The 24,561-nt window shown below is 53.1% G+C and carries 23 protein-coding genes; 4 read left to right on the top strand and 19 right to left on the bottom strand.

All coding sequences use genetic code 11. The annotated features are described in order from the left end of the window. The first annotated feature begins 83 nt into the window (after positions 1–83). The 3 genes from coaE to yacG all read left to right on the top strand — a co-directional run bounded on the left by coaE (position 84) and on the right by yacG (position 1,725). Positions 84–710 (top strand): dephospho-CoA kinase, encoded by a 627-nt coding sequence (gene coaE / locus MYB54_RS03205; protein ID WP_014916643.1) that lies wholly within the window; start codon positions 84–86, stop codon positions 708–710. Beyond that, the gene (gene zapD, locus MYB54_RS03200; RefSeq protein ID WP_039509888.1) at positions 703–1,455 is read left to right on the top strand and encodes a cell division protein ZapD; all 753 of its coding nucleotides are present in this window, start codon (positions 703–705) and stop codon (positions 1,453–1,455) included. Before coaE ends, zapD begins: the two co-directional genes overlap by 8 nt. A 75-nt stretch (positions 1,456–1,530) precedes the next feature. Then, on the top strand, positions 1,531–1,725 hold the full coding sequence (yacG, locus tag MYB54_RS03195; RefSeq protein WP_039465810.1) for a DNA gyrase inhibitor YacG: 195 nt from the start codon (positions 1,531–1,533) through the stop codon (positions 1,723–1,725). Between the two features lie 65 nt (positions 1,726–1,790). Here yacG and mutT read toward each other — a convergent pair whose 3' ends face one another. The 3 genes from mutT to secM all read right to left on the bottom strand — a co-directional run bounded on the left by mutT (position 1,791) and on the right by secM (position 5,606). After that, positions 1,791–2,186 (bottom strand): 8-oxo-dGTP diphosphatase MutT, encoded by a 396-nt coding sequence (gene mutT, locus MYB54_RS03190; RefSeq protein WP_039278334.1) that lies wholly within the window; start codon positions 2,184–2,186, stop codon positions 1,791–1,793. Between the two features lie 89 nt (positions 2,187–2,275). After that, on the bottom strand, positions 2,276–4,978 hold the full coding sequence (secA, locus tag MYB54_RS03185) for a preprotein translocase subunit SecA (protein ID WP_039465807.1): 2,703 nt from the start codon (positions 4,976–4,978) through the stop codon (positions 2,276–2,278). A gap of 112 nt (positions 4,979–5,090) precedes the next feature. Then, positions 5,091–5,606, bottom strand: a complete 516-nt coding sequence (gene secM / locus MYB54_RS03180; protein ID WP_174435823.1) for a secA translation cis-regulator SecM — start codon at positions 5,604–5,606, stop codon at positions 5,091–5,093. A 26-nt stretch (positions 5,607–5,632) separates the two neighbouring features. On the opposite strand from secM, the gene MYB54_RS03175 reads away from it, so the two are divergent. Next, positions 5,633–6,160: a DUF721 domain-containing protein gene (locus MYB54_RS03175; protein WP_010681513.1), complete on the top strand. Its 528-nt coding sequence runs from the start codon at positions 5,633–5,635 to the stop codon at positions 6,158–6,160. Positions 6,161–6,178: 18 nt separating this feature from the next. On the opposite strand, the gene lpxC is transcribed toward MYB54_RS03175, so the two are convergent. The 16 genes from lpxC to mraZ form a co-directional block, all read right to left on the bottom strand. Continuing rightward, the gene (gene lpxC / locus MYB54_RS03170; RefSeq protein ID WP_039278868.1) at positions 6,179–7,096 is read right to left on the bottom strand and encodes a UDP-3-O-acyl-N-acetylglucosamine deacetylase; all 918 of its coding nucleotides are present in this window, start codon (positions 7,094–7,096) and stop codon (positions 6,179–6,181) included. Positions 7,097–7,200: 104 nt separating this feature from the next. Continuing rightward, positions 7,201–8,352, bottom strand: coding sequence for a cell division protein FtsZ (gene ftsZ / locus MYB54_RS03165; protein ID WP_005975217.1), 1,152 nt, complete (start codon positions 8,350–8,352; stop codon positions 7,201–7,203). Between the two features lie 68 nt (positions 8,353–8,420). After that, complete coding sequence (ftsA, locus tag MYB54_RS03160) at positions 8,421–9,677, bottom strand: cell division protein FtsA (protein WP_010298002.1); 1,257 nt, start codon at positions 9,675–9,677, stop codon at positions 8,421–8,423. A gap of 53 nt (positions 9,678–9,730) precedes the next feature. Then, complete coding sequence (ftsQ, locus tag MYB54_RS03155; protein WP_039278323.1) at positions 9,731–10,573, bottom strand: cell division protein FtsQ; 843 nt, start codon at positions 10,571–10,573, stop codon at positions 9,731–9,733. 1 nt (position 10,574) lies between these two features. Continuing rightward, entirely contained in the window at positions 10,575–11,495 is a 921-nt protein-coding gene (locus MYB54_RS03150; protein ID WP_039509897.1) for a D-alanine--D-alanine ligase, read from the bottom strand. An 8-nt stretch (positions 11,496–11,503) separates the two neighbouring features. Then, positions 11,504–12,964 (bottom strand): UDP-N-acetylmuramate--L-alanine ligase, encoded by a 1,461-nt coding sequence (murC, locus tag MYB54_RS03145; protein ID WP_010681517.1) that lies wholly within the window; start codon positions 12,962–12,964, stop codon positions 11,504–11,506. Between the two features lie 62 nt (positions 12,965–13,026). Continuing rightward, positions 13,027–14,118, bottom strand: a complete 1,092-nt coding sequence (gene murG, locus MYB54_RS03140) for an undecaprenyldiphospho-muramoylpentapeptide beta-N-acetylglucosaminyltransferase (RefSeq protein WP_205591897.1) — start codon at positions 14,116–14,118, stop codon at positions 13,027–13,029. Next, the gene (gene ftsW / locus MYB54_RS03135; RefSeq protein ID WP_039283451.1) at positions 14,115–15,317 is read right to left on the bottom strand and encodes a cell division protein FtsW; all 1,203 of its coding nucleotides are present in this window, start codon (positions 15,315–15,317) and stop codon (positions 14,115–14,117) included. Before ftsW ends, murG begins: the two co-directional genes overlap by 4 nt. Then, a complete protein-coding gene (gene murD, locus MYB54_RS03130; RefSeq protein WP_014916651.1) occupies positions 15,317–16,633 on the bottom strand; it encodes a UDP-N-acetylmuramoyl-L-alanine--D-glutamate ligase in 1,317 nt (438 codons plus the stop codon). The genes ftsW and murD overlap by 1 nt, the downstream gene beginning before the upstream one ends. Before the next feature lie 3 nt (positions 16,634–16,636). Next, a complete protein-coding gene (mraY, locus tag MYB54_RS03125; protein WP_010298023.1) occupies positions 16,637–17,719 on the bottom strand; it encodes a phospho-N-acetylmuramoyl-pentapeptide-transferase in 1,083 nt (360 codons plus the stop codon). Beyond that, positions 17,713–19,074: a UDP-N-acetylmuramoyl-tripeptide--D-alanyl-D-alanine ligase gene (murF, locus tag MYB54_RS03120; RefSeq protein WP_119871984.1), complete on the bottom strand. Its 1,362-nt coding sequence runs from the start codon at positions 19,072–19,074 to the stop codon at positions 17,713–17,715. Before murF ends, mraY begins: the two co-directional genes overlap by 7 nt. Further along, entirely contained in the window at positions 19,071–20,558 is a 1,488-nt protein-coding gene (gene murE, locus MYB54_RS03115) for a UDP-N-acetylmuramoyl-L-alanyl-D-glutamate--2,6-diaminopimelate ligase (protein ID WP_119871983.1), read from the bottom strand. Before murE ends, murF begins: the two co-directional genes overlap by 4 nt. Beyond that, on the bottom strand, positions 20,545–22,308 hold the full coding sequence (gene ftsI, locus MYB54_RS03110) for a peptidoglycan DD-transpeptidase PBP3 (RefSeq protein WP_014916654.1): 1,764 nt from the start codon (positions 22,306–22,308) through the stop codon (positions 20,545–20,547). Before ftsI ends, murE begins: the two co-directional genes overlap by 14 nt. Positions 22,309–22,331: 23 nt before the next feature. Beyond that, a complete protein-coding gene (gene ftsL / locus MYB54_RS03105) occupies positions 22,332–22,652 on the bottom strand; it encodes a cell division protein FtsL (protein ID WP_014916655.1) in 321 nt (106 codons plus the stop codon). Then, positions 22,649–23,593 carry a 16S rRNA (cytosine(1402)-N(4))-methyltransferase RsmH gene (gene rsmH, locus MYB54_RS03100; RefSeq protein ID WP_010681524.1) on the bottom strand — a complete coding sequence of 315 codons (945 nt, stop codon included), beginning with the start codon at positions 23,591–23,593 and terminating at the stop codon, positions 22,649–22,651. The genes ftsL and rsmH overlap by 4 nt, the downstream gene beginning before the upstream one ends. Before the next feature lie 2 nt (positions 23,594–23,595). Next, on the bottom strand, positions 23,596–24,054 hold the full coding sequence (gene mraZ / locus MYB54_RS03095; RefSeq protein ID WP_010298042.1) for a division/cell wall cluster transcriptional repressor MraZ: 459 nt from the start codon (positions 24,052–24,054) through the stop codon (positions 23,596–23,598). Positions 24,055–24,561 lie beyond the last annotated feature (507 nt).

Raw genomic sequence — 24,561 nt, 5'->3', positions numbered from 1 at the left:
ATAACTGATTGACTTCAGGGGGACGGGAAGATATTCCTCACCCTTGAAAATAGTAGAAATGTTAACTTTTCAACACGGGTGCAATGACATACATCGTAGCCTTAACGGGCGGTATCGGCAGCGGAAAAAGCACCGTAGCTGATGAATTTGCCAAATTAGGGGCCACTATCGTTGATGCGGATATCATCGCGCGTCAGGTAGTCGAGCCTGGGGAACCCGCACTGGATGCCATTAGGCTCCGGTTTGGCGACGCTATGCTCAATACTGATGGTTCATTGAATCGTGCCGCACTACGCCAGCGGATTTTCTCCTCACCAGAGGAGAAACAGTGGCTGAATAATTTACTCCATCCGTTGATCCACCAAGAAACACAGGCCCAGTTTCAGGCTGCATCCGCACCGTACATTCTGTGGGTCGTCCCTTTACTGGTGGAGAACGGTTTACAACAGCGGGCACAGCGTATTCTGGTCGTTGATGTAGACAAAGAAACACAGCTTGCACGTACGCTGGCCCGCGATGGCATCAGCCAGCAACAAGCAGAAAACATACTGGCAGCACAGGCTACCCGAGAACAGCGCCTGGCTTATGCCGATGATATTATTGATAACAGTCGCTGCCCAAACGAGCTGGCTCCACAGGTTGCGGAATTACACCGCCAGTACCTGGAGCTTGCCGCCTCCGCAGCCGACAGGATGACTAAGAATGAGTGACGCCCCCTCAACGATTTTATTCGAATACCCGCTGAACGAAAAAACACGTACCTGGTTGCGTATCGAATCATTATTGCAGCAGTTACATCAAAACCACTCCCTGACCGATATGGGAGGCGCTCTAACATTTTTTCGTGCTATCGCCGAACTGCTCGATGTGCTGGAACGTGGAGATGTCCGTACCGAGCTGCTGAAAGAACTGGAACGGCAACAGCAAAAACTGCTGCAATGGAGTGATGTACCGGGCGTTGACATGGAGCGCATCCATACGTTGAGACGTCAGTTGAAAGATCTGGCCAGTACGTTGATGGCCGCACCACGAATGGGGCAGTTCTTACGGGAAGATCGCCTGATTGGCATGGTACGCCAGCGGCTTGGTATTCCCGGCGGGTGCTGTAGTTTCGATCTGCCCACTTTGCATAGCTGGCTGCACCAGCCTCAGGAACTGCGTGAGAAATTGGTTTCCGGCTGGCTTAACTCCTTATCTCCGCTCAAACAAGCCTTGGACATGATCCTGGAACTGATCCGCCATTCTGGCACGTTCCGCCCGCAGACCAGCCTGAACGGTTTTTTCCAGGACAATGCCTCCGATGCTGATCTGCTACGTTTGCGCCTTGAGCAGATACATCAGCTCTATCCGCAGATATCCGGCCATAAGACACGCTATGCCATCCGTTTTCTGCCATTAGATAGCGAAAACGGCCACATTCCTCCGCGTTTAACCTTTGAACTGGCCTGCTGCTAGACTCAGCCCCGACCAGACAGAAATGCGTTAAGTAGCATATATGTGTTAAGTACCAAATGGAGTGAAAAGAATTTTATGACAGTAGAAATTACGACGGTAAAGTGCCCAACCTGCAAGCAGGCAGTCATCTGGGATGAAACCAGCATCTATCGCCCATTTTGCAGCAAACGTTGTCAGCTCATCGATTTAGGGGAATGGGCTGATGAAGAAAAGCGTATTCCAAGTGATGATATGGTTTCTGATAGTGAAGACTGGAGCGAAACGCGCTAACGGCCACGCTTCGCCACGATAGTTTTTAAGACAGGGGCTTTCAGACAGGAAAAAGTAAAGCCAGATTAAAGCGATTTCAGCCAGCGGATCATCTCCGCATTCGCTGGCGGAAACTCTTCCTCACGTAATTCTTCTACGCCCACCCAGCGAGATTCCTGACCTTCCCGACCATAGGGTTCCCCCTGCCACGTTTCAACCAGAAAGAAATGAAGCGTGATAATTCTCTCCGACGTAGAAAACGTTTTGTCGTTTAGCGGCTGTGGTGCGCTGGCTTCGATGCCCGTTTCTTCACGCAGTTCACGAATCAGCGCCTGCTCTGGCGTTTCACCTTCTTCAACTTTACCGCCGGGAAATTCCCACATCCCTGCCATATGAACGCCATCAGGGCGGCGAGCAATGAAATATTGCTGCTCCGCATTGCGGATGATGCCGACCGCGACGGATAACTGTTTTTGCGTCATGACACTTCCTATCAGATTCTTATCAAGTAAAAGGCGGTCAATGACCGCCCTTGTACTTATCACATATTAACTACTGGATCAGCAGTCAATTATTTCTGCAAGCGACCGTGGCACTGCTTATATTTCTTGCCTGAACCACATGGGCAAGGGTCGTTACGTCCAATTTTACGGTCTGCCTGCGCCGGTGAACCGGTGTTCAGGCTATCTTCTTCCTGATGGCTAAACTGTTGCTGCTGTGCCAAACGCTCAGCTTCTTCGCGGCGTTGCTGCTCCAGCGCTTCAATTTCTTCCGGCATTCTCACCTGAACTTTGCTCAGTGTACTGATCACTTCATATTTCAGTGATTCCAGCATCGCGGCAAACATAGAGAACGACTCACGCTTATATTCTTGTTTCGGATCTTTCTGTGCATAGCCACGCAGATGGATGCCCTGACGCAGATAATCCATTGCCGCCAGGTGCTCTTTCCACAAGGAATCCAGCGTCTGCAACATCACGCCTTTCTCGAAGTTGCGCATGACTTCAGCGCCAACCACTTCTTCTTTGCGATGATAAACCTCAAGCGCCTGCTGGAAAATACGCTCACGCAGTGTTTCTTCGTGCAACTCAGGCTCTTTATCCAGCCACGCCTTGATCGGCATATCCAGATCGAAGTCGTTCTTCAGGCGCTGTTCCAGACCTTCCGTATCCCACATTTCTTCCAGAGATTCCGGTGGAATATAGCTGTCGATAGTCGCTTTAAACACATCTTCACGAATACTGGTGATGGTTTCACTGATATCGGACACATCCAGCAGTTCGTTACGCTGTGTGTAGATCGCACGACGTTGGTCGTTCGCCACATCATCGTATTCCAGCAGCTGTTTACGAATATCAAAGTTACGGCTTTCCACTTTACGCTGTGCGTTAGCAATCGCCTTGGTGACCCACGGGTGCTCAATCGCTTCGCCCGGTTTCATACCCAGTTTACGCATCATATTAGAAACGCGATCGGAGGCAAAAATACGCATCAGCGCATCCTCCATCGACAGATAGAAACGTGATGAACCCGCATCCCCCTGACGACCGGAACGACCACGCAGCTGGTTATCGATACGGCGAGATTCATGACGTTCTGTACCGATAATGTGCAAGCCACCCGCAGCCAGCACCGCATCATGGCGTACTTTCCAGGCTGCTTTGATTTCTGCAATTTGCGCGTCATCTGGGTTTTCCAGATGTGCGACTTCGGCCTGCCAGCTACCACCCAATACGATGTCCGTACCACGACCGGCCATGTTGGTCGCGATGGTGACCGCACCAGACTGACCCGCCTGTGCAACAATGTCCGCTTCCATGGCGTGGAATTTCGCATTCAACACATTGTGTTTGATGCCCGCCTTTTCCAGCGCCTGAGAAACCACTTCTGATTTCTCAATAGAGATCGTACCGACCAGAATAGGCTGGCCTTTTACAGAGCGGTCTTTGATATCTTCAATGATGGCATCAATTTTTTCCTGCTCGGTCATGTAGACCAGGTCAGGCAAGTCTTTACGAATCATCGGACGGTTAGTCGGCACCACAATCGTATCCAGCTTATAGATGGAGCTGAATTCGAACGCTTCGGTATCCGCCGTACCGGTCATACCTGCCAGTTTTTCATACAGGCGGAAGTAATTCTGGAAGGTAATGGAAGCCAATGTCTGGTTTTCATTCTGAATGGTCACCTTCTCTTTCGCTTCCACAGCCTGATGCAGACCATCAGACCAGCGACGCCCCTGCATAGTACGGCCAGTGTGTTCGTCGACGATGATAACTTCACCGTCTTTCACAATGTAATCGACATCGCGGGTAAACAATACGTGCGCACGCAGCGCAGCGGTCACATGGTGCATCAGCATAATGTTGGTCGGAGAGTACAGCGACTCGCCCTCTTCCATAATGCCTTCTTTCACCAGCAGTTCTTCTACCAGAACCAGACCACGCTCGGTGAGGTTAACCTGACGCGCTTTCTCATCAACAGAGAAGTGTCCTTCACCGTGGAAGGTATCCGAATCTTCTTTCTCCTGACGGATCAGGTGAGGGATGATTTTATTGACGCTGATATAAAGCTCAGAGCTGTCTTCAGCCGGGCCGGAAATGATCAGCGGCGTACGCGCTTCATCGATCAGGATGGAGTCAACCTCATCCACCAGCGCATAGTATAATTTACGCTGCACGCGCTCTTCCGGGCTGAACGCCATGTTGTCACGCAGGTAGTCGAAACCGTATTCGTTATTGGTACCGTAAGTGATATCTGCCGCATAGGCTTCACGCTTCGCTGGAGCAGGCATTCCCGGCAGGTTGATCCCAACGCTCAGGCCAAGGAATTCAAACAACGGACGGTTATTTTCGGCATCACGCTGTGCCAGATAATCGTTCACGGTAACTACGTGTACGCCACGACCAGTCAGCGCATTCAGGTACGCAGGCAGCGTTGCCGTCAGCGTTTTACCTTCACCGGTACGCATCTCCGCGATGCAACGCTCGTTCAATACCATACCGCCGATAAGCTGCACATCGAAGTGACGCATGCCAAAGACACGCTTACTGGATTCGCGGACTACCGCGAAGGCTTCCGGCAGCAGGTTCTCCAGCGACTCACCTTTTTCCAGACGGGCACGGAACTCCTGCGTTTTCGCTTGCAGTTCCTCATCTGAAAGTTTTTCCATTTCTGGCTCTAAACGACCGATGACATCAACATTTTTACGCATACGACGCAGCGTACGATCGTTACGGCTACCAAAAATTTTGGTTAGGATATTCATGACCATAATAGTTTTAATCTCACAAGTGCCACGGATCCAGTGGCAACACAACATCGAAAAACTGAGAAACTCAGCAAAAAACGAGAGAAATTTCTTCAGCTAATTATCCACTACACGTTCAGCTGAAAAGAGAGGGCCCTGCGCGGATGCCGCGGATTTGGGCAAGCCAGACGCCGATTTGATGGTGTGCCTGAGGATAAAAAGTGACATGCCCAGCATGAGGGGAGATCACAAAGGGATACTGGGAATCCTGCGTCAACAACGCATTTAGCGTATCCAGCAAAACCAAAGAATGAGGTTGAAGATCGTCAACCTGCTCGGCACTGGCCGTCTGTGGCGTCGTCAACGCAAAAGAAAGATGACGGATTACCGTGCGAATCGCATGCTGATGCCAATAATCAACGCTGTAGGACGAGCGCCGATGCGCTTCCTTCAGCGCGACCAGATCGGTAAGGTTCAGCGAGACGTGATTCTGGCGACTCACGCTGGAGCTTGAATTAGGGAGTGAGGCGATATCCTGTGAGTCGTTCAGGCTTGTCGGCAGGCCAAGACTCGCCGCGACCATCCCTAATAAGAGATGCGGCCAGAAATAACGTCTGCCAAATTGTCGCCAACGATTTAGAATACCAATCACGAGTAACATCCACCGGAGCCAGGTCTATGCGTGATAGCCGCCCACAATCACTGGAATTTCTGTTTGATAGCGCATCTATGTCGGGTAAAGGCCCGCTACAAGATGTGCAACAACGCGCTATCGCCTTATTAAAACTCAACCGTGCCGTACGCGGGTTACTGCCTGCACCGTTGCACCCATGGTGCCGCGTCGCTAATTACCGGCAAGGTTTACTGATACTGGAAACCGCCAACGCCAGTTGGCTGATGCGGTTACGTTACGAACAACCTGCGCTGCTCTCTGCATTACGCGCACAAATACTACCATCATTGGCTTCAATCGACATCAGGATTAATCCAACGCTTGCCGCAAAAGGGCATGAAATTGTGAAAAATAATGACATTACGCCGACGGAAAATACCGATGACAAACCGTTGCGTCAGTTGAGTGAACAAAGTGCGGAAACATTGAGGACATTAGCAGGCAACAGCCCGGAAAAACTCAGAAAGATATTAGAACGACTGGCTTCATTGGCCGGAGAGAGTACCAATAAAACCAGTCGTAATAAGAAATGATTACTTCAAGTTCAAGCGTTACGCCAGCACGATAGACGGTGCTTTAAATGCCAACGGCATCTCAGCTTCGTCTTCAAAGGTCACGTATTCCCACGCTTCCTGATTTGCCAGCACAGCCTGCAACAATTTGTTATTCAGTGCGTGTCCAGATTTAAACGCAGAGAACGCACCGATGATGTTGTGCCCACACATAAACAGGTCACCGATGGCATCCAGCATTTTATGGCGGACAAACTCATCTTCAAAACGCAGACCGTCTTCGTTCAGTACGCGGTAATCGTCAACGACGATGGCACAATCCATACTGCCGCCCAGGCACAACCCACGAGACTGCAAGTATTCGATATCGCGCATGAAGCCGAATGTACGCGCACGGCTGATCTGGCGAACAAACGCATCAGCGGAGAAATCCAAACGATAGCGCTGGTTGCCCGCATCAATCGCCGGGTGGTTGAAGTCGATAGTGAAATCCAGGCTGAAGCCGTTAAACGGTTTCATCTCGGCCCACTTGTCGCCATCTTCAACGCGAACAGGCTGTTTGATACGTACGAATTTCTTGGCACAATTCAGCTCTTCGATACCAGCATCTAACAGCAGGTAAACGAACGGGCTGGCGCTGCCATCCATAATTGGAATTTCTGGCGCGTCAACATCAATGACAATATTGTCAATGCCCAACCCTGCAAGCGCAGCGTTAAGATGCTCCACCGTAGAAATACGGACGTCATGCTCATTAACCAGGCAAGTACAGAGCATGGTATCACGCACGGATTTTGCATCAGCCGGAAAATCAACCGGGGGATTCAAGTCTGTGCGGCGATAGATGACCCCGGTATTTGCCGGTGCAGGACGCATGGTCAACGTGACCTTCTTGCCGGTATGTAACCCGACACCAGTCGCCTGAACAATACGTTTTAATGTACGTTGTTTGATCATCATTTTATCTCGCATGTTACTGAACCTACCGACCTAGTATACACCAGGCTCGGCGGCACAGTTTAGCACAAAGAGCGGAGATTCCAACGTTATCTGGCAGCAAATTAGTCTGCCTGCTTACGCAGAAACGCCGGGATATCCAGATAATCTGGCTCTTTATTCGTCTGCGGATTCTGGTCGTTAACCACTTTGGCAGCCGGTTTTTCCTGCGCCAGTGGCGTCATACCGTGTTGCTGATAACGATGATCCATCACAGGCTGACTGGCCTGCTTGTTCGTCACCAGAGTAATCTCAGGACGCTTGTCCATGCCGATACCCGTCGCAACAACCGTGACACGCAGTTCATCATTCATTTCCGGGTCAAGCGACGTACCGATTACGACTGTCGCATTATCGGACGCGAATGCACGGATGGTGTTACCAACCGTCTCGAACTCATCCAGACGCAGATCAAAGCCCGCCGTGATGTTGACCAACACGCCACGTGCGCCGGACAGATCGATATCTTCCAACAGCGGGCTGGAGATCGCCATTTCAGCCGCTTCTTCTGCACGGTCTTCACCACGCGCAACACCGGAACCCATCATGGCATAACCCATTTCGGACATCACGGTACGCACGTCTGCAAAGTCGACGTTCATCAGGCCTGGACGCGTGATCAGCTCGGCAATACCTTGCACCGCGCCTTTCAGTACATCGTTTGCCGCGCCAAATGCATCCAGCAGGGAGATACCGCGTCCCAGCACTTTCAGCAGCTTGTCGTTTGGAATAGTGATCAGCGAGTCGACGTGCTTAGACAGTTCAGCGATACCCTGCTCTGCAAACGCCATACGCTTTTTGCCTTCAAAGTTGAAAGGCTTGGTCACCACAGCGACGGTCAGAATGCCCAGGTCTTTTGCAACTTCGGCAACAACCGGCGCAGCGCCTGTACCTGTACCACCGCCCATACCTGCGGCGATAAACACCATGTCCGCACCTTCCAGTGCTGAACGCAGTGCTTCACGATCTTCTTCAGCCGAATTACGTCCGACTTCAGGGTTAGCGCCAGCGCCCAGACCTTTCGTGATGCCACTGCCGATCTGAATCGTCTGGCCAACAGCCGTTTTGCGTAATGCCTGCGCATCCGTGTTGACCGCGAAGAATTCGACGCCTTCGATGCGCTCACGCACCATGTGTTCGACGGCATTACCACCGCCACCACCGACGCCGATGACTTTAATCACCGCGTCGTTGGTTAATTCCATTGGTTCAAACATAATTTCTCTCCGTTTGTGCCTGTAACTGCGAGATCATAAAACTGTGCCAGGTGATCTCTTTGATAAAATTAAAATTCTTTCCTCAACCAGCTGTTGATTCTCTTGAACCAGTTGCTCACTGAGGCACGTTTTTCGACTTCATGCTCACCACCCAGATGAGATTCTTTTCCGTAATGCAGCAACCCAACCGCCGTTGAGTAATAAGGCTCTTGGGCGTAATCCGTCAGCCCTGTTATATTCATTGGTTGTCCAATACGCACCTGTGTATGGAACACACGCTGCGCACAGGCCGCCAGACCGTCTATTTGCGCGGCACCGCCCGTCAGCACAATCCCTGCTGCCAGATGGTGTTTCACGCCTTGTTGACGCAACTGCTCCTGCAACTGTAAAAGTTCATCGTTCACCAAGTTCAACAGCTCGGTGTAACGTGGTTCAATCACTTCCGCCAATGTCTGTCTTTGCAGACTGCGAGGTGGACGTCCTCCAACGCTCGGGACTTCCACATTCTCATCTTTGCCGACGATCGCGCCTAATGCACAACCGTGACGCACCTTGATCGCTTCGGCATCCGTCGGCGGCGTACCAAATGCGTAAGCAATATCGCTGGTAACCACATTGCCCGCATACGGAATCACTTTAGTGTGTCGCAATGCGCCACCGGTATAGACCGCGATATCCATTGTACCGCCGCCAATATCAACGACACACACGCCCAGCTCACGTTCATCTTCTGTCAGAACCGCATAACTGGAAGCCAGTCCCGCAAAAATCAGCTGGTCAACCTTTAAGCCGCAGCGTTCAACGGCTTTAACAATATTCTTCGCCATATCGTTATGGCAGGTTATCAGGTGGACTTTCGCCTGCATGCGCACGCCGGATAAGCCAACCGGGTTTTTAATCCCTTCCTGATAATCGATCGCGTACTCCTGTGGAATCACATGGAGAACACGATGTTCATCACGCACGCGCACGGATTTAGCGGTATGCACCACGCTTTCCACGTCGTCCTGCGTAACCTCTTCTTCTGAAATAGGCACCATCCCTATTTCATTCTGGCAGCTGATGTGTTTTCCCGAGAGCGCCAGGTACACGGAAGAGATCTGGCAGTCTGCCATCAACTCAGCCTGATCAATAGCGCGCTGAACACATTTAACGACCGATTCCAGATCGTTTACACCGCCTTTATCCATACCGCGTGACGGGCAACTGCCTACGCCAATAATGTTGACCATGCCATCGGGCAGAACTTCCCCTACCAGCGCAGCCACTTTTGCTGTACCGATTTCCAGCCCAACTACCAGTTTTCTGTCCGTCGACTTGATCATTGTTGTTTAGCCTGTGCCTGTTTCTGGTTACTGTTCTGTTGCTGATCAATGTCTTAGTGCTGACCAACTCGTTGCCGATCACCGTGTTGTTGTTGATCACCCTGTTGCTGATCAAGCAAAGCTGGAGCCCAACCTATCGCGGCCCCGCTGTCATACCGCAAATCCACATGGCTGATACGTTTGTTTTCGCTCTGAGCCTGCCGCTGCAACAGCGGATACAGCTCGATAAAGCGTTGCAGACGTTTAGCCCTGTCGTCCCGCCCCAATTCGAGGCGAGTATCATCGTCTAATCCTAGTTGCCACGAATGCCGCGCACTCATCGCCACCATTTTTAACGTAAACTTCCCGGCGGCCAGCGTCTGATTCATTGTGCGATAGCCTTCCAGCACTTCTGCTTCACTGCCTTCCGGGCCATACAGCAGCGGCATCTTGCGATTGCCAATACGTTCGGCGGGTACACTGAACGAATTTCCTTCTGCATCAACCATTAGCTGATCATTCCAACGCGCCACCGGAACATATTCAACCAGATGAATCTTTAATTCGTCCGGCCACTGCTTGCGCACGCTAGCCTGTTTTATCCACGACAGACGCTCGATCTGCTGCTGGATCACGTTCACATCCTGTGTCATGAACGTTCCCGGCGACCCCAACGACAAAATAGCCTGACGGATATCGTCGTTGGTGGTGTACTGTCTTTCCCCTGTCACTGCCATGCGGGAGAGCGGTAAGCGGCTGGCATCTTTCATCCACCCCACAACCATCCAGCTTCCCCAGACGATCGTCCCTATCACCATCAGCAGGAAAATCATCCCTGCCAATTGGCCTCCATTACTGCGACGTGTTCCTTTGGTTTCAGGCTCTCGTCCGCGTGTATTCAGCGCTGCCTGCGACATATCAGCCAGCGAGCTCTAAAATTTTCACGACCAGTTGCGAGAAAGTCAGCCCACGTTGGCGCGCTGCCATAGGAACCAGACTGTGGCTCGTCATCCCCGGAGACGTATTCACTTCAAGCAGATAGAAGGCACCGTCGCTATCCAGCATAAAATCGACGCGTCCCCATCCGCTACAGCCCACCGCACGATAAGCCGCCATCGCCAGTCCAGCTAGCGCCTGCTCTTGCTCGTCCGGCAAACCACTCGGACAGAAATACTGCGTATCATCCGATAAATACTTCGCTTCATAATCGTAAAACGTACCCGCAGGCTGAATACGAATAGAAGGCAACACGTCATCACCCAGGATAGCCACCGTATACTCTGGGCCGCTCAGCCACTTCTCGATCAGAATATCGTCATCGTGACGGAATGCTTCTTCCAGTGCAGCAGGCAGTTCGCTCAGCGTATTCACTTTGCTCATCCCCACGCTGGAACCTTCACGGCTTGGCTTGACGATCAGCGGCAGCCCGAGATGGGTGAATTTCGCCAGCAGCGCGTTTGCCGCCGTTTCTGAATATTGGCGACGATCCAGCGCCACGTATGGCGACACCGGTAATCCCACGGCTTGCCACACCTGTTTGGTGCGGAGTTTATCCATCGTCAGTGCAGATGCCATGACGCCGCTACCGGTATAAGGCAGCCCCAGGAACTCCAGAACGCCCTGCAATGTACCATCTTCACCACCACGACCATGTAAGGCGATGAAAATCTTGGTAAAGCCTTCTTCCTTTAACGTCGTCACAGAGACGTCACGGGTATCAACCGCATGCGCGTTGATGCCCGCTTCTTTCAGGCCAGCCAAAACCGCCTGACCGGAAAGTAACGACACTTCACGTTCGGCAGAGGTTCCACCAAGCAATACAGCAACTTTCTCAGTCATGATGTTCCTCATTCACTCATCTGTGGCTGTAATCTGGAATCAGCCAGTTTACGCGCCAGTTTACCGATGTTGCCGGCGCCCTGAACCAAAATCAGGTCTTCACCTCGCAGCGCCTGTGACAACAGTTCCGGTAAAGTATCCACATCCGTCACCAGAATCGGATCAATCTTACCTCTTCCGCGAATCGTACGGCACAGCGAACGGCTGTCCGCGCCCGGAATCGGCGACTCTCCAGCGGAATACACATCCAGCATCAGCAGCACGTCAACCTGCGATAGCACATGTGCGAAATCGTCATACAAATCGCGGGTTCGCGTATAGCGATGCGGCTGAAAAATCATGACCAACCGCTTATCTGGCCACCCGGCGCGGGCGGCTTTAATCGTGGCATCGACTTCCGTCGGATGGTGGCCGTAATCATCCACCAACATCGCCGTACCGCTTTGACCATTCACCAGCTCAAGCGGATATTCACCGAGAAAATCAAAGCGACGACCGGTGCCCTGAAAACGCTCAAGCGCGCGTAGAATCGCCTCGTCATCAATCCCTTCATCGGTCGCCACAGCAACCGCTGCTGCTGCGTTGAGCGCATTGTGACGCCCCGGTGCATTCAGCGTGACAGTAAGCAGCGGTTTATCTTTCCGCTCCAGCGTAAAATGCCCTTGCGCACCAGTCTGGTGATACCCTGAAATACGCACATCAGCATCGTCGCTAAAGCCATACGTGGTGATATGCCGACCCACGCGCGGCAGCAGTTCACGGATTACCGCATCATCAATACACATCACCGCTTGCCCATAAAACGGCAGGTTGTGCAGGAAATTGATGAACGTCTGCTTCAGGTTCTCAAAATCACCCTGATACGTGTCCATATGGTCAGCTTCGATATTGGTCACAATCGCTACCATCGGCTGCAAATGCAGGAAAGACGCATCGCTTTCATCCGCTTCCGCAATCAGGTAACGGCTTGAGCCCAAACGCGCATGCGTTCCCGCTGCCTTCACCAATCCACCGTTCACAAACGTCGGATCCAGTCCCGCTTCCGCGTAAATACTGGAGACCATCGCCGTCGTCGTCGTCTTGCCGTGCGTACCTGCGATCGCAATACCGTGACGAAAACGCATCAGTTCCGCCAACATCTCGGCACGACGGATCACCGGAATACGTGCGTCATGCGCGGCGACAATCTCAGGGTTATCCGCAGTAATCGCACTCGACACCACCACCACGCTGGCGTTCAGAACGTTCTCCGCACGGTGGTGGAAGTAAATCTGCGCGCCAAGTTCAGTCAACTGCTGCGTCACCGCATTTGGAGCTAGATCGGAACCGCTAATTTCATAACCTTCGTTGGCCAACACTTCGGCGATACCACCCATGCCAGCACCGCCGATGCCGACAAAGTGTATGTGCCGGACGCGATGCATCTCGGGCACGATTGAACGTAGTTTCGCCAGTTGTTGAGTATTCACTTTATTCTATCGCTACCTTGTAGCGTCGTCGCACAGCCTTATGTCCGACAACGTTGTATTAATTAACCATGAGCCACATGTGTGGCCCGACTGCCTGCCGCTGCACTGACTTCCGCCGCAACCCGGTCGGTTGCATCTGGAATGGCCACTGCGCGGGCTTTTTGTGCCATTGTCAGCAAGGTTGCGCGATCCCAAACGGATAGCACCTCGCTAACAGCCGCCACGCTGAACTGTGGCTGCTCAATAATTTTTGCCGCGCCTGCCTTTTCCAACGGCAGCGCATTCCAGTACTGCTGCCGATCTTTATGCTGGAACGGGACAAACAGCGCCGGTAACCCAGCCGCTGCAATTTCACTGACGGTCAATGCGCCGGAACGGCACACCACCACATCAGCCCAGGCGTAAGCTGCCGCCATGTCATCAATAAATTCGGTAATCTTGTGCTGCGTCTGCCCAACATCCTGATAGGCCTGTTGAACGGTTGATAACGCCCCTTTGCCAACCTGATGCCAAATCGTCACGCGATCGCCCAACTGTGCTGCCACGCCGGGTAGCGTTTGATTCAGCACTCTTGCGCCCTGACTACCACCAACAACCAGCACCCTCACAGGGCCTGAGCGATCGGCTAATCGTGCTTCCGGCGCAGGCAATGCCAGCACATCGGTTCTGACCGGGTTCCCCACAACATCAGCTTTAGGAAACGCACCCGGGAATGCCTGCAATACCTTTTTGGCGATATGGGATAACCAGCGATTGGTTAGCCCTGCAATACCGTTCTGCTCATGTAGGACAACCGGAATGCCGCACAGCCAGGCAGCCAAACCACCGGGACCGGAAACATAACCACCCATCCCCAGCACCACATCAGGCTGGTAACGGCGCATAATCGCGCGAGCCTGACGCACTGCCTGAAAAATACGAATCGGCGCGCTTAACTGCGCCCGAATGCCTTTACCACGCAAGCCAGAAATGCGGATAAAATCAATTTCGATACCATGCTTAGGCACCAAATCGGCTTCCATACGATCCGCCGTACCTAACCAGCGAACCTGCCAGCCCTGCGCCATCAGGTGGTGCGCAACCGCCAGCCCGGGAAAGACATGCCCGCCCGTACCGCCAGCCATCACCATCAAACGCTTGCCTTCGCCACTCATCGGGCACCTCTCGTAAACGCCTGCGCTTTCGTCAGACGCGTTTCAAAATCAATGCGTAACAGCAACACTATCGCCGTCGACATAATCAGCAAACTCGAACCGCCGTAACTGATCAGCGGCAACGTCAGCCCTTTTGTCGGTAGCATCCCCGCCGCCGCGCCTACGTTCACCAGCGTCTGAAAGCTGAACCAGATACCGATGGAACACGCCAGAAAGCCCGAAAAACGCTGATCGATCTCCAGCGCCCGCTTCCCGATAGACATCGCGCGAAAAGCGACGAAGAATATCATTAACAACGCTAAAACCACACCGATATAGCCGAGTTCCTCACCTAAAATAGAGAAAATGAAATCGGTATGTGCTTCCGGCAAATATTCCAGTTTCTGTACTGAATTCCCCAGCCCTTGCCCCCAGAATTCACCGCGCCCAAATGCCATCAGGGACTGCGTTAACTGGTAGCCGCTGCCAAACGGATCGTCCCATGGATTCCAGAAAGACGTCACACGGCGCATACGGTAAGGCTCAGCGATAATCAGCAGGCCAACGGCAAACACGCCACAGCCGATGATCGCCAGAAACTGCCACATCTTGGCGCCAGCCAGAAACAGCATCGCCAGCGTCGTAATAAACAGTACAACTACGGTGCCGAGGTCCGGCTGTGCCAGCAGCAGCACCGCCAACACCACCATCACGCCCATTGGTTTGCAAAAGCCCCAGAAGTTATTTCTCACTTCTTCAACTTTGCGCACCATGTAGCTGGACAGGTAGCAAAACAGCGCCAGCTTGGATAATTCCGCAGGCTGAATACGCAATGGCCCCAGCGAAATCCAGCGTGACGCACCGTTGACCGAGCTTCCCACCGCGAGCACCACCAGCAACATAACCATGGCGAGCAGTAGCAGTACCGGGCTGTAACGTTGCCATATCTCCATCGGCACACGCAGCGTGATTAACGACAAGCCAAATGCCAACCCGATATAAATCGCATCACGTTTCGCGAACAGGAACGGGTCGCTGGCAAGACGCTGTCCAACAGGCATAGAAGCTGACGTCACCATCACAAAACCAATCACGGCCAGCCCAAGCGTCAACCACACCAGCGTCCTGTCGTACAGGACAACGCTGAGCGTATCGCTTTCGCGCGTTCCCATAACCCAGCTCTTGATGCGCTCGATAAACGCCAGCCCGAAGAACCGCATCAGCCTAACTCCTCCGCCAGACGAGCGAATTCATCGCCTCGCTGTTCAAAACTGCGGAACTGATCCAGACTTGCGCAGGCTGGCGACAACAGCACCATATCGCCCGGCTTAACGCGTTCGGCGATGATACGCATTGCCTGTTCCATCGTTTCTGTCTGCTCGGCAATTTCCGGGCGCAGCGCAGCCAGCTGTTGCCCATCCTGACCGAAGCAGTACAAATGAATGTGCTCGCCCTGCAAATACGGCACCAGCGGCGAGAAATCGGCAGATTTACCGTCACCGCCTAACAGCAGGTGCAACGTGCCTTCTACCGCCAAACCGCTCAATGCGGCCTCGGTGCTGCCCACATTGGTGGCTTTAGAATCATTGATCCACCGCACGCCATTACGCTCGAAAGCCATTTGAAAGCGATGAGGCAGTCCGGTAAATGACGTCAACGCCGTCAACGCAGACGCACGTGGAATCTTCACTGCATCAGCCAACGCCAGCGCTGCCAATGCATTCGTATAATTGTGCTGCCCGACCAGCTTGATTTCACGGGTATTGAGCACACGTTCACCGTCAACCCGCAGCCAGGTTTCTCCCTGCTGACGGTTAAGGTGATAATCGCCGACATCGACGCCAAAACTGCGACAGCGTGCATCCGCACCGCGAACCGGCATGGTCAGCGCATCATCAGCATTCACAACACACAAATCCGCGTGTTCATAAATACGCAATTTCGCCGCCCGGTACTGCTGTAGACCAAACGGGTAACGGTTGGTGTGATCTTCCGTCACGTTCAGAATGGTTGCGGCAGCAGCGTGCAGGCTACTCGTCGTTTCCAATTGGAAACTCGACAGCTCCAACACATACAGCTGAGCAGGCTGTTCAAGCAGTTGCAGTGCAGGTAGACCGATGTTGCCCCCCACACCCACCTGCCAGCCTGCGGCACGCGCCATTTCGCCGACCAGCGTCGTCACCGTACTTTTACCGTTAGAGCCGGTAATCGCCACAATCGGTGCCTGCGCTTCACGACAGAACAGCTCGATATCACCAACAATCTCGATGCCAGCATCAGCGGCGTCACACAGAATCGGCGTCGCCAAGGCAACACCAGGACTGGCGACGATCAAATCTGCGCTCATCAGCCAGTCTTCATTCAGGCTACCGAGATGTCGTTCCACCTGCTCCGGCAGCTTATCCAGACCTGGCGGACTGATACGGGTATCCACCACGCGCGGTACGACATCGCGCGCGAGAAAGAAATCAACACAGGAGAGCCCAGTCAGACCCAACCCGATAATGACGACTTTTTTACCCTGATAGTCCACCATGTCTTACCGTACCTTCAGCGTTGCCAGGCCAATCAGCACCAGCATCAACGAAATAATCCAGAAGCGCACAATCACGCGCGGTTCCGGCCAGCCCTTAAGTTCATAATGGTGATGAATCGGCGCCATGCGGAAAATTCGCTGCCCGCGCAACTTAAAGGACCCGACTTGCAAAATCACCGACAGCGTTTCGACCACGAAGACACCGCCCATAATCACTAATAAAAACTCCTGGCGCAGCAGGACCGCAATAGTCCCCAGCGCGCCGCCCAGCGCCAGAGAACCTACGTCCCCCATGAAGACCTGCGCCGGATAGGTGTTAAACCACAGAAACCCAAGCCCTGCGCCCACAATCGCGGTACAGACGATCACCAGTTCACTGGCATGGCGGATATACGGAATGTGCAGGTAACCAGCAAAGTTCATGTTCCCTGTTGCCCATGCCACCAGTGCAAAACCCGCCGCAACAAACACAGTCGGCATGATTGCCAAACCATCCAGACCATCAGTCAGGTTTACGGCATTACTGGTGCCGACAATCACAAAGTAGGCCAGCGCAACATAGAGCAGGCCCAGTTGCGGCATTACGTCTTTGAAAAACGGCACAACCAGCTGCGTGGCTGGCGTATCTTTACCGATGGAATACATGGTGAAAGCCACCACGAGCGCAATCACCGACTGCCAGAAATATTTCCAGCGAGCGATCAATCCCTTGGTGTCCTTACGGACCACTTTGCGGTAATCATCAACAAAGCCGACCGCGCCGTAGCCCGCTAACACCAGCAGTACGCACCAGACATACGGGTTAGACAGGTTCGCCCACATCAAAACGGAAACGATAATCGCCACCAGGATCATCACGCCCCCCATCGTCGGGGTTCCGCGCTTACTGAAATGTGATTCCGGCCCTTCGTTACGCACAACCTGCCCAATCTGCAAACGCTGCAGCCAGGCAATCATGTGCGGCCCCATCCATAAGGAAATAACCAATGCGGTCAGCAGGCTGACAATGGCGCGGAACGTCAAATAAGAAAAGACGTTAAAGCCGGTATAAAGTTTGGCCAAATGTTCGGCCAGCCATACTAACATTGCGCATTCTCCTGTAATGCATGTACAACCTGCTCCATCGCAGCACTGCGTGAGCCTTTGACCAATACGCTGATGACGTTATGTTCTGACATCAGCACCTTCAAACGTGAAACCAGCGCGGCTTTATCCTGAAAATGCTCACCATTGCCACTGGCAGTGCCGATCAATTCACTCAACGTTCCCACACTCAATACGCGATCGATGCCCGCAGCACGCGCCGCTTCGCCCACTTGACGATGGCACTCAGGGGCTTCATCCCCCAACTCGCCCATATCACCAACGACCATCACACGGTAGCCCGGCATCTCTGCCAGCACCTGTGCCGCCGCCGTCATTGAACCGACATTGGCGTTGTAGCTGTCATCCAGCAGCAGCTTGCCTTCAGACAAAGCTATCGGGAACAGCCGCCCCGGTACCGCCTGAAGCTGAGATAATCCGGCTTTAACGGCTTCCAGCGTCGCTCCGACGGACATCGCCAGCGAAGCCGCCGCCAGTGCGTTAGAAATGTTATGTCGACCCGGTAAAGGCAGCAGAACCTGCGTTTCACCAAACGGTGTATGCAGCCTGAAACGCGTGCCTTGCGCCAAAATCTCTACGTCGCTGGCAAAAAAATCGATATCGCAAGCAGCCTGCGGTGAGAAACGCCAGACGGTTTTATGATTCAGCATGACCTGCCAGTGCGGGAAATCGTTGCTGTCTGCATTCACGATCGCTACGCCGTCTGCTGGCAAACCAGAGAATATCTCGCCTTTCGCCTGTGCCACGCCGGCCAGTGAACCAAAACCTTCCAGATGCGCGGCGGCCAGATTGTTGACCAGTGCGCTTTCCGGCCGCACCAGATCGGTGGTATAGGCAATCTCACCAATGTGATTTGCCCCCAGCTCAATCACTGCGAACTGGTGTTCCGCCGTCAGACGCAGCAGCGTTAGCGGCACACCGATATCGTTGTTGAAGTTACCAGCGGTATACAACACGGAGCCACACTGTCGCAGAATCGCCGCCGTCATCTCTTTAACCGAGGTTTTACCGGAAGAGCCTGTCAGGGCGACAACACGCGCCGTTGACTGCTGACGAACCCAAGCACCCAATTGGCCCAGCGCCAGACGCGTATCTTTCACCAGCAGTTGCGGCACATTGATAGGTAAGTGCTTACTGACTAACAGAGCCGCCGCACCGCCTTTTACCGCATCCGCAGCGTAATCATGTGCATCGAATTTCTCGCCTTTCAGCGCGATAAACAAACCGCCGGACGTCAGCTTACGCGTATCGGTTGAAACATCTTCAATATCAATGCTTTCGCCAATCAGCTGCGCATTCAGCACCGTGGCAAGCTGCTGCAAGGAGACACGAATCATGCAATCACCCCCAGCAGGCGGGCAACGGTGATGCGATCGGAATAATCGAGACGCTGATTGCCCACCAGTTGATAGTCTTCGTGCCCTTTACCCGCAACCAGCACCACGTCATTTTCCTGCGCCTGCATAATCGCGCTAGTGACCGCTTCAGCACGTCCGTGAATCACCTGAACGCGCCCGGCATCCAGCAGCCCAGAGAGAATATCGGCAACAATTGCCTGAGGCTCTTCACTACGCGGGTTATCATCGGTAACCACAACGCGGTCGGCCAGTTGTTCTGCGATACCGCCCATAAGTGGGCGCTTACCTTTATCACGATCGCCACCACAGCCAAACACACACCAGAGTTTCCCCTGACAGTGCAAGCGTGCCGCTTCAAGCGCTTTTTCCAGCGCGTCTGGCGTGTGGGCGTAATCCACAACGACCGTTGGTTTTGCTTCAGCATGGAAAACTTCCATGCGGCCACATACCGGTTGCAACTGAGAGCCCGCGATAACCAATTTATCGAGCGGATAGCCCAGAGACAGCAGCGTTGCCAGCGCCAGCAGCATATTGCTGACGTTAAACGCGCCCATCAGGCGGCTTTCAATTTCGCCATGCCCCCAGCTTGAATCAAACGCAATCGTGGCACCGTTATCGTGATAATCAATCTGTGTCGCTTTCAGCCAGCGCCCACGGCAGCCGGGGACAAGATTGTTTTCCATAGTGACGGCAACCGCATCCGGCAGCTTCGCCAACCAGCGCAGTCCGACTTCGTCATCTGCGTTGATAATCATCTGCCCAACACGATGCTCGGAGAACAGCGCCCATTTGGCCGCTTCGTAGCTTTCCATATCGCCATGGTAATCAAGATGATCGCGGCTCAGGTTAGTGAACACCGCCGCCGCGAACGGCAACGCAGCCACACGATGCTGCACCAGACCGTGGGAGGACACTTCCATGGCGGCGAACGTCGCACCTTGATCGACCAGTTGGCTCAGCACCTGCTGAACATCAACAGCAGACCCTGTCGTATTCTCTGTCGGAATTGCTCGACCTAATAGGCCATTGCCTACGGTACCCATCACGGCACTCGTTTCGCCTAATGCCTGACTCCACTGCGCCAGAAGCTGAGTCGTCGTCGTTTTTCCGTTGGTTCCCGTTACGCCAATCAGCTGTAACTTTTCCGCAGGCTGCTGATAAAAACGGCCTGCCAGCGCGGACAGCCGCTGGTTCAGGTTGCTGAGATACACCACTGGCACACCGTGCATTTCGCGAACGGTGCCATCAGCGGCCTCACCTTCAGCTTCGGCAACAATCGCTGCTACGCCTTGCGCAATTGCCTGCGGAATATAGCGCCGTCCATCTGCTTTGTGCCCAACAATCGCGACAAACAGATCCCCGGCAGCCGCAACGCGGCTGTCTAATGTCATTTCCCGCAGCGCGCGCGCCGGAGTGTCTTGCACCCACGGCGCAAGTAAATCGCGCAAATTACGATCTGCCACCTGATCCCTCTTCTCTATTAATTACAAACTCGTTTTTGTCGCCTGTCGGCAACGCATCCGGTTCGATATTCATCGTACGCAGAACGCCGCCCATGATGGCGCCAAAGATTGGCGCAGAAACCGCGCCGCCGTAGTACTTCCCTGCCTGCGGATCGTTAATCACGACAACCAGAGCAAAACGTGGGTTACTGGCTGGTGCCACACCCGCCGTGTAGGCAATATATTTGTTGATGTACTTACCATCCGGGCCAACTTTTTTAGCCGTACCGGTTTTAATCGCGATACGGTAACCTTTGATGGCCGCCTTGGTACCGCCGCCGCCGGGCAGCGCCACGCTTTCCATCATGTGCACCACGGAACGCACCAGCGCTTCAGGGAAGACACGCTCGCCTGGAACGGGTGGATCGACTTTGGTAATCGATAGCGGACGGTAAATACCGAAACTGCCGATAGTGGCGTAGACTCGCGCTAACTGTAACGGTGTTACCATCAGCCCGTAGCCGAAAGAAAAGGTGGCCCTCTCTATGTCAGACCACCGTTGTTTTTGAGGGTATAAGCCACTGCTTTCTCCGACCAACCCCAAATTGGTCGCTTTCCCTAATCCAAAGCGTGAGTAAGTATCTACCAGCGCAGAGGAAGGCATCGCTAACGCCAGTCTGGAAACACCGACGTTACTCGATTTCTGTAGCACGCCCGTCAGCGTCAATTCGCTGTAGCGCGCCACGTCTTTGATTTCATGACCGTTGACGTAGTAAGGCAGCGTATTAAGCACGCTATTTTCTTTGACGACACCACGCTGCAACGCCGTCATTACCACCATCGGTTTAACCGTAGAACCCGGTTCGAAGATATCGGTGATGGCGCGGTTACGCATAATCTCTTTCGGCGTATCCGCCAGATTGTTCGGGTTATAAGACGGGCTATTCGCCATCGCCAGCACTTCACCGGTATTCACATCAACCAGCACAGCCGTTCCTGACTCAGCTTTGTTAAAGGCAACCGCGTTGTTGAGTTCGCGGTAAACCAGCGCCTGCAGACGCTCATCAATGCTCAGCGCCAGATTATGTGCAGCCTGACTATCAACAGAAGAGATATCTTCAATCACGCGACCAAAGCGGTCTTTACGCACGGTTCGTTCACCGGGTTGCCCGGTCAGCCAGCGATCAAAGCTTTTCTCAACGCCTTCAATACCCTGACCATCGATATTGGTGAAGCCGATGAGGTGAGAGGTCACTTGTCCAGAAGGGTAATACCGGCGAGATTCCTGCCGCAGATTAATGCCCGGCAGTTTCAGTTTATGAACATATTCGCCAATGGCAGGATTCACCTGGCGAGCGAGGTACACGAAGCGCCCTTTCGGGTTAGCGTTGATCTTGGTTGCCAGCTGATCCAACGGAATATCGAGCGCATCAGACAGTGCTTTCCAGCGCGTATCCAACGTAATACCGCCACGATCGTTCACTTCTTTCGGATCGGCCCAGACGGCATTCACCGGCACGCTGACGGCCAAAGGACGGCCAGCACGATCGCTTATCATGCCGCGTGCCGTTGGCACTTCCTGTACGCGCAGAGAACGCATATCCCCTTCGCGCACCAGTTTGTCTGGGTTGATAACCTGAAGATAAGCCGCACGCGCCATCAAGCCAACCATCGCAAGCAGGATACAGCCGCAAAGCAACGCAAAACGCCAGCTAACAAAGCTGGCTTGATCTTCCTGGCGCTTTAACTTTCCTGTACGGGCTGCTTTCATGCTTAGCTGGTTGCCTATTTAGTTCATTGCTTAACCACAATGTTTTCCTGTGACGGATCAACGTGCCCCATTTGCAGTTTTTCCGTCGCGATCCGCTCCACGCGGCTATGATCCCCTAGTGAGTTTTCCTCCAGGATCAAGTTTCTCCATTCGATATCCAACGCATCACGCTCCAGCAGCAGCTGTTCGCGTTCTGCTGTCAGCAGACGTGTCTTATGCGCCGTGGTGACCACAAAGACCGCAGAAACCAGCACGGCAATCATCAGCAACACCGGGAGCTTTGCATTACGCAGCAAATCCTCACCGATGACGCCGACCAGAGTATGCCGCTCGTTACCGATCACGCTGGCAGTCTCTCAGCGAAGCGCAGAACAGAACTGCGCGCGCGTGGGTTTTCCGCAACTTCTGCTTCCGAAGGCATCAGTTTCTTGCCGACAGCTTTTAGCGTCTGTCCGCCCTGGCTGCGCAACTGTTCTTCCGTTAACGGCAGGCCTGCTGGCACCTGTGGCCCGCGGCTCTGATGGCGAATAAACCGTTTCACAATCCGATCTTCTAACGAGTGGAAGCTAATCACCGACAGACGTCCTTGCGGAGCCAGTACGCTCAGTGCGCCTTCTAGCGCACGTTCGATCTCTTCCAATTCGCTATTGATGTAAATGCGGATCGCCTGAAAACTGCGCGTTGCCGGATGCTTATGTTTTTCTCTAATCGGACTGGCGGCAGCGATCAATTCAGCGAGTTCTTTTGTCCGCGTCATCGGGTCGAGACGATTACGCTCCACAATGGCGCGGGCAATACGCTTGGCAAAACGCTCTTCGCCGAACGTTTTCAAGACCCAGACAATGTCATCAGCTTCCGCTTTCATCAGCCATTCCGCGGCAGACAAGCCACGTGTCGGATCCATGCGCATATCCAGCGGGCCATCACGCATAAATGAGAACCCACGCTCAGGGTCATCAAGCTGAGGAGAAGAAACGCCAAGATCGAGCAGAACGCCATCGATCTGCCCAGTAAGCCCGAGTTCCGCAACATATTCCGCCATCGCGGAAAACGGTCCGTGAATAATAGAGAAACGAGGATCGTCAATCGCCTTGGCGGCTTCAATTGCCTGAGGATCGCGATCGATAGCTAACAGACGTCCTTCCGGCCCCAGTTGGGAAAGAATCAGACGAGAATGACCACCACGGCCAAATGTGCCGTCGATATATATGCCGCCGCTGCGAATGTTCAGGCCATTTACTGCCTCATCCAACAGGACGGTGGTATGTTTATAATTTTCCAGCATGGCTATAGCGATAGGTCCTGCAACCGCTCAGACAAAGGTTCCTGAGTCGATTGTTCAGCGTCAATATCATCCCTGACCTGTTGATACCAAGTCTGTTCATCCCACAGTTCAAACTTGTTGAACTGCCCGACTAGCATCACTTCTTTTTTGAGGTCCGCATGCTGCCTTAACGTATTCGCAATCAACAAACGCCCTGCACTATCCATTTGGCACTCGCTGGCATGCCCCAATAACAAACGCTGAACACGACGTTCAGCAGGGTTCATGCTCGACAAGCGCGACAATTTTTGTTCAATAATTTCCCATTCAGGTAAGGGATAAAGCAGCAGGCATGGCTGATGCAGGTCAATGGTGCAAACCATTTGACCTTGCGATTCCCCGTTCAGCATTTCCCGATATCGGGTAGGCACAGCAAGGCGCCCTTTACTGTCGAGGTTAACCAGCGTAGCCCCACGAAACATACCTGAGTTACCCCTCCATAACCTTTTTCACCACTTTACCCCACAAAATCCCACCTTTAAGAGTGTACGGAGGGTATGAAAACCTTGTCAAGCCAGAGCTGGCGCGCTTTGGGATTATTCCTGAATGAATTGGGGCCGTCATAGAGGTAAAAGGAATAAGGAGTCAGAATTAACAAAGATTAACGTCATGATAATTTGAGGAAAATTCATAACGGAACGGGAACATTGCAAACATATAGCCACCAACTCCGGCATATCGATTATTTTTATTGTCACAAGCTGATACCAAAGGCAGCAGTTTTCAGAATAGTCTTACCAAGCCGAACACCTTGAATACCAAGGCCTACACAAGCCCGCAGCATCATACCGTAGCGGTTAACATCTGCTCAATGTCACATTTTTAACATCAACATCGCCGATTCTTCATTAATCAGCCGATTTACGTTAATTGATGCCCCACCGACGAATGCGGTTTCCTGAAAAGAAAAGCAGGCTCAGGAAATGTGT

The sequence above is a fragment of the Pectobacterium nicotianae genome (genome assembly GCF_023272715.1).
GTDB lineage: Bacteria > Pseudomonadota > Gammaproteobacteria > Enterobacterales > Enterobacteriaceae > Pectobacterium > Pectobacterium brasiliense.
Note: the sequence above shows the minus strand (reverse complement) of the source record. Positions and strands in the feature narration are given on the sequence as shown.